Raw genomic sequence first — 5064 nt, 5'->3', positions numbered from 1 at the left:
CTTGCGGCGACAACTGGAAGTTTCCGTCCCGCGTAAACTTCGTCACGCCATCCGTATCGATGACACCGAAGAAATGGTGCGGGTTTCCGAGTGCCGCATCGAGTTTTCGATCCGTCGTCCGGAATGTTCCGACGCCAAAACGTGTCGCTTCGTTCGCGACATAACCACCAACGCCGAGTCGAAGACCCTCTGGCGTCGTCAAGGGACCTGGTGTGAAGCCTGTCGCTTGGTTATTGATGTTACGGACGAGCAGTTCATTGAACTGAGCATCCCGCCGTTTATAGCCGTTCGTATCCACATTGGCAAGGTTTTGCCCGGTCGTATCAAGCTGTTTTTGTAATTGTCCCATCGTACTTGCGGATGTATAGATTGATTGCATCATATCCTCCTATTAGCGAACGCGTCCGATTTCGGAAACAGCTTTTTCCGCTGTCCGGTCGTACGCTTGAATGACTTTTTGATTGGCTTCGAACTGACGCAGACCAGCATTCATCTCCGCCATCGTCTGTTCAATCTCGACATTTCCGAGTTCGAGTACACCTTGATCGACTCGGACATTTCCGGCATTCAATGGATTGGTTGACCGGAATAGACCATTCCCTGTCCGTTCGAGCGTCTCCGGTTGATCCGTTACGACGAGACCGAGATTGCCGATCGCTTGACCATTTCCATCCGTGACGGCTCCGTCCGCGTCAACTTTGAAGTCCTCATTGACGACGTCGAGTGGTTGCCCGTTCGTATCAAGAACGAGATCATTCTCTGTCGTCCGGAGTAGACCGTCTTGTCCGACGGCAAACTGTCCGTTCGTCGTATAAAGCGTCTCTTCCTCTTCTGTCAACGGATCCCGGTGACGAATCGTGAAGAGCGGTGCTCCTTCAAGTGAACTGATTTGTAGATCGGTCGCATTGCCTGTCTCAGTGATCGAACCTTGCGTGAAGTTCGGGGTCGCTGCCTGCATGAAGACACCGGTCGCGAGTTTCCCGACCGTCGCGACTCCTCGCACACCCGTCCGTTCATTGTTTGCTGTTTGCTGGATCAGCATCTCTGGAAACGTCCGGAGTGACGCTTGATCAGCGCGGAAGCCCGGCGTCCGCGCATTCGCCAAGTTGTTACTGAGCATTTCCTGTTGACGTTGTAATGCCTGCATCGCATTCGACGCCGTGTACATTCCTCGTAGCATGCGTTCCATCTCCTCATTGACTTCATGTTCAATTCTTTCCTTTCAGTATATCGGTCGACCGAAGAGGAATTATGAGCTTTTTTGAACAAAACGGTAATATCCAACAGAGATGCATCGAAAGACCTACCTCAATTACATAATTCGCTTTTCCATAGTTTACATATTGAAAATTGACAAATTTTGTTATACTTTAGATAATAATTTAAAGATACTTAAGGTGAATCCTATGAAAAAAAGCTTCCGTTCCCCAAACACAGTCTAGGAAATGGAAGCTTCTCATTAGTTATTCGGATTTTTCTTTAAAACAGCCGTTTGTGTTCGCTCTAGCACCGCATTCGTGATGACGATCAAGCCAGTAAAGAGGAACAGCGCTTCAAAACCAAAGTGACCGGCAATCTGTCCACCTGCGAGTGGTCCGAGGAAGTTCCCCATGAACTGCGCGGACTGGTTATATCCAAAGATCCGTCCCGATGCATTCGCTGGCGTATTCTTCCGTAACAAGGTTTGGACAGATGGCAGCAGTGCTGCTGTCGCAAAACCGATCCCCATCCGTAAGACGATCAATTGACTTGTATCCGTGACGAATGCTTGCGGAATCAAGAAAGCTGCAAAGACGAGTAACGCAAAGAATAAAACACGCTCAGCGCCAATCTTATCGGATAGACGACCCAGTCGTTGTGCAGCGATCAGTGCCGCAATCCCTGGTGCCGAAGCAACAATTCCAGATAACAAGGCGAGTCGTTCGGTACCGGGACTGAGTTCCCGCACGTACAGCGACAGAATTGGACTAATTGATTGTGCCGCGAACTGAATCAGGAACGTCGTCAAGAAGAGGCTTAAAATGAGTTCCGGATGGCGAAGTGACTGGATGATTTCTTTCGCAGACGCCATCTTTTTGACTTCCAGTGGGACGAATTCTTCTTTGACGAAGAAGTAGGTCACGAGGAAGGTAATGAAGAGCGGAACGCTCGTAAAGAGAAAAACGGGTCGAAGCCCAACAACGTCGGCGAGGAATCCTCCAATGAGAGGTCCTAGCAATCCACCGGCAATCCCACCGGTCGACAGGGTGCCGAGCGCCCAGCCACTTTTCTCTTTTGGGGTTTGGGAAGCAACCATTGTAATCCCGGCTGAGATGAATCCGGATACGGCTCCCATGACAAGACGTAGGAATACGAGTTGATACACGTCTTGAACGAAACTGATTAAGAACATGACGATCGACATACCAAGACTTGCTCGGAGTAGCATGAGCTTACGCCCTTTTCGATCGGCAAGACGTCCCCAAATCGGTGAGACGATCGCAGCGACGAGGAAGGTAGCACCAAAGGCGATCCCGGACCACGTCGTAATATCTTGTCGGCCGTCGACACCGAGCTCTTCAATGAATAAGGGCAAAAACGGTAAAACGAGACTAAGAGCGGCGGCAGTCAAAAAACTACCGAACCAGACGACTACTAAATTTCTTTTCCACAATGGCATTGTGGCATCACTTCCTTTTATTTGGCAATTCGTTTCAATATAACAACTTTCAATATACACTTCACAATGTGAAATGTCTAGGATTTGAACTGTCAAAGTGTAGAACAGGACCTTTGATGCATATAAGTGAATGCGCAACGACCGATAGTAAGGTAATCCACACGAAGGAGTGAAATTGAAATGAAACGCTTTTTGATTAGCGTAGTCTGCCTATCGTTGCTTCAATTCGGACTACCACTCAAGAGTTCAGCTGCCGTTTCCGTCACTCGTCACACGGTCATCTGGTCCATCCCAGAGGCCAACTCCATTTCAACGAAGATCAATCAGCTGGCAAACAGACAGATGAAACGTGTCTATCTGCATGTCGCTGTCGAGGGTGACCGTACTCTCTACCGAACGTTCGTTGAAAAAGCGCATGCTGTCGGCATCGAAGTCTACTTCCTATTCGGACAGCCGCGCTGGATTACAAACGAAGGAACGACGGCTCGACCGAACGTCGAGGATCCGTTAGCCTGGATCTCGACCTATCAACAGGAGACGATCAGTCATCCGGACGGCATCAGTGTCGATCTCGAACCGTACGCCTTACCGGAATGGGAGACGGACCAGCCAGGAGTCATCGCCTCCTACGAACGCATCTTACTCGCCTTCCGCGAAAAAGCATCCGCTGAAGGATTACCGCTGCAACTGTTCCTCCCGTTCTGGTTCCATACCGTACAGGATGCAGGTGGGCGTTCCATCAGCGAATGGGCGATGGATCTCGCTGACGAAGTCACATTGATGAGTTACCGGACCGTTTACGGTGGCGGCAACGGACTTGGCGCCATCACGATGACGGATGCATTGTATGCGGCGAGTAACGGATATCGTTTATCCTATGCTATCGAATTCACGGAGCTTCCGGAAACACCAGACATTACGTTCTACGGCAAAACACGGACGCAGCTAAATCAGCTCGTTAATCAGACGATGGCAAGTTCGTTGCCACCAAGTGCCATTGTCTATCATGATTTTGAAGCCTACCAGACTTTCATGCGTAGTACGCAATAAGTCATCTTTATGCCCCTTTGCTTTTCATCCGCTTTCCTCAGGCGAGACACAAGCCAGTCTTCACTGTTCGTATAACAGTGAACCTGGGTCTTGTTTGTCTCTGACAGCGCAAAAATTTGCACTTTTTCCTGTAGGAGTCGGATGAAGCACAAGGAGGCACATAATCATTTAGTACAATGACATTATGGACTAAGCATTATGTTTAAAACAAGGGGAGTCCAGTTTCCGATACGTACTTCGGAAACCGGACTCCCTATTGGTTTGATTCATATCGAACGAACTTGTCCATTCTCGACTCCTGAAGGAAAAGAAAGTGCAAGCAGCACTTTCGTCAGGGATAGGTAAGACCCGACAACTCGCATGAAATGCGCGCTGTCGCGGCTTACCTCCCGCCTGTGGAAAGCGAGAAGGACAAGACAGTCGTTATAGGAATGAATTTTTACGAAAAATCATATCCTTTACGCTGACACGCTCTTACTTCCCAAGATTGTCGAGCATGATCCCTGTACCGCGTGCGACACATAACATCGGATCTTCTGCAATCAGAACCGGTAGGCCGAGTTCTTTTGCAAGTAACTGGTCGATTCCGTCAAGAAGTGCGCCCCCACCCGTCAGGATGATGCCACGGTCGATGATGTCCGCTGCAAGCTCTGGTGGTGTCTTCTCGAGCACACGCTTCGTTGCTTCGACGATCTCCATTGCTGCTTCTGCAAGTGCATCATGCATTTCTTCTGATGTCACCGTGATGTTGTGCGGTAAGCCTGTCACGAGATTGCGTCCGCGAATATCCATCTGTTCACGACGTCCGTCTTCTGAGACCGTCGCGACCGTCGTCTTGACAGCTTGCGCTGTCCGTTCCCCGATGATCAACTTATGCGTATCCTTGATCGAGCGGATGATGTCGTGATCAAACCGGTCACCTGCGACTTTGATCGTTTCACCGCAAACGATATCACCCATTGAAAGGACGGCAACATCCGTCGTTCCGCCACCGANNCCGTCTTCGCGCCTGATTTTTCACCAGCTTGGCGAATCGCTTTTGCTTCGACCGTCGTGATGCTTGCTGGTGTACAAATCAACATGCGGACTCCACCGAACATCTTACGGACCTCAATCTTATCGATGAAATGGCGTAGCATCGCTTCTGTCATTTCGAAATCAGCAATGACGCCGTCTTGAAGCGGTCGAATGGCCACAATGTTTCCCGGTGTTCGGCCCACCATCAAGTGTGCTTCTGTCCCTACCGCATGAATCTTGCCTGTCGCCTTATCGATCGCGACGACCGATGGCTCATCGAGGACAATGCCTCTACCTTTTACATGAATGACGACATTCGCCGTCCCTAAGTCGATTCC

General features: G+C 49.8%; 4 protein-coding genes and 1 pseudogene. 1 reads left to right on the top strand and 4 read right to left on the bottom strand.

What is annotated here, in order from left to right; all coding sequences use genetic code 11:
* From B2751_RS00405 to B2751_RS00395, 3 genes are all read right to left on the bottom strand, one after another.
* On the bottom strand, positions 1-379 hold a 379-nt coding region (locus B2751_RS00405), incomplete at its 3' end, for a flagellar hook-basal body complex protein (RefSeq protein WP_290772012.1).
* A gap of 12 nt (positions 380-391) precedes the next feature.
* The gene (locus B2751_RS00400) at positions 392-1180 is read right to left on the bottom strand and encodes a flagellar hook-basal body protein (RefSeq protein WP_035410606.1); all 789 of its coding nucleotides are present in this window, start codon (positions 1178-1180) and stop codon (positions 392-394) included.
* 279 nt (positions 1181-1459) lie between these two features.
* On the bottom strand, positions 1460-2659 hold the full coding sequence (locus B2751_RS00395; RefSeq protein WP_290752944.1) for a multidrug efflux MFS transporter: 1200 nt from the start codon (positions 2657-2659) through the stop codon (positions 1460-1462).
* Positions 2660-2839: 180 nt separating this feature from the next.
* Here B2751_RS00395 and B2751_RS00390 point away from each other — a divergent pair, with 180 nt between their 5' ends.
* A complete protein-coding gene (locus tag B2751_RS00390; protein ID WP_290772008.1) occupies positions 2840-3709 on the top strand; it encodes a hypothetical protein in 870 nt (289 codons plus the stop codon).
* Between the two features lie 474 nt (positions 3710-4183).
* On the opposite strand, the pseudogene B2751_RS00385 reads toward B2751_RS00390, so the two are convergent.
* Positions 4184-5064: pseudogene (locus tag B2751_RS00385) on the bottom strand (rod shape-determining protein); the annotation flags it as partial.

It is taken from the genome of Exiguobacterium sp. UBA6282, from assembly GCF_002440475.1.
Lineage (GTDB): Bacteria > Bacillota > Bacilli > Exiguobacteriales > Exiguobacteriaceae > Exiguobacterium_A.
This window is presented reverse-complemented; position numbering and strand designations above follow the sequence as displayed.

Excerpts from the sequence above, each read along its gene's own strand:
- B2751_RS00400 (WP_035410606.1), bottom strand. The coding sequence starts at position 1,180 with ATGCTACGAGGAATGTACACGGCGTCGAATGCGATGCAGGCATTACAA.
- B2751_RS00395 (WP_290752944.1), bottom strand. The coding sequence starts at position 2,659 with ATGCCATTGTGGAAAAGAAATTTAGTAGTCGTCTGGTTCGGTAGTTTT.
- B2751_RS00390 (WP_290772008.1), top strand. The coding sequence starts at position 2,840 with ATGAAACGCTTTTTGATTAGCGTAGTCTGCCTATCGTTGCTTCAATTC.